The sequence below is a fragment of the Streptomyces sp. P9(2023) genome (assembly GCF_032436795.1).
GTDB lineage: Bacteria > Actinomycetota > Actinomycetes > Streptomycetales > Streptomycetaceae > Streptomyces.
The window spans coordinates 1-1,150 of sequence record NZ_JAUPWM010000097.1 but is presented as its reverse complement, the minus strand read 5'-3'; the positions used below and the strand labels follow the sequence as shown (position 1 = coordinate 1,150).

Sequence of the window (1,150 nt, the reverse complement as noted above, 5' to 3'; positions counted from 1 at the left end):
CCTAGTGTCCTGAGTCTTAAGTTCCCATAGAGTTGGACGTATGACGCGTCCGGGACCGAAGCTTGCGCCGCTGGATCTGACCGATGCCGAGCGATCGGTTTTGGAGGGTTGGGTGCGGCGGCGTAAGTCCGCGCAGGACATGGCGATGCGGGCGCGCGTGATCCTGGCCTGCGACGACGTCGGGGAGGACGGTTTTCCCGTCTCGACGCGCATGGTGATGGAGCGGGTCGGGGTGTCCCGGGACACCGTGTCGAAGTGGCGTCGGCGGTTCCTGTCGGACCGTCTCGACGGGTTGTCCGACGAGCCACGTCCTGGTCGGCCCCGCACGGTGATGGACGAGCAGGTCGCCGATCTGATCGCCCGGACGCTGGAGTCGACGCCGGAGAACGCCACGCACTGGTCGACCCGTTCGATGGCGAAGAAGACCGGCCTGTCGCAGTCGACCGTTTCCCGGGTCTGGCGGGCGTTCGGGTTGCAGCCGCACCGCTCGGAGACGTTCAAGCTGTCCACGGACCCGTTCTTCGTCGACAAGGTCCATGACGTGGTCGGGCTTTATCTCGATCCGCCGGAGCGGGCGTTGGTGCTGTGTGTGGACGAGAAGTCCCAGATCCAGGCGCTGGACCGTTCGCAGCCAGTGCTGCCGATGATGCCCGGCGTGCCCGAGCGGGCCACCCATGACTATGTCCGCGCCGGCACCACCACGCTGTTCGCGGCCTTCGACGCGGCGAGCGGGAAGGTGATCGGATCGCTCCACCGGCGCCACCGGGCGGAAGAGTTCAAGAAGTTCCTCGCCAAACTCGACAAGGAGGTCCCGAGAGACCTCGATGTCCACCTGATCTGTGACAACTACGCGACCCACAAGACCGCGGCGGTCAAGAAGTGGCTGCTGGGCCATCCCCGGTTCCACATGCACTTCACACCCACGAGCTCGTCCTGGCTGAACCTGGTCGAGAGGTGGTTCGCGGAGCTGACGAACAAGCGGATACGGCGAGGTGTCCACAAGTCGGTCCAGGCGCTGGAGAAGGACATCCGCACATGGATCGACTCGTGGAACGACAACCCCAAGCCGTTCGTCTGGACAAAGACCGCCGACCAGATCCTCGAATCGCTGGCCTCATACTGCCGACGAATTACAGACTCAGGACACTAG

At 64.4% G+C, this 1,150-nt stretch carries 1 protein-coding gene; it reads left to right on the top strand.

From position 1 onward, the window contains the following. Nucleotides 1-40: 40 nt before the first annotated feature. Nucleotides 41-1,150, top strand: coding sequence for an IS630 family transposase (locus tag Q5762_RS36780; protein WP_315896670.1), 1,110 nt, complete (start codon nucleotides 41-43; stop codon nucleotides 1,148-1,150).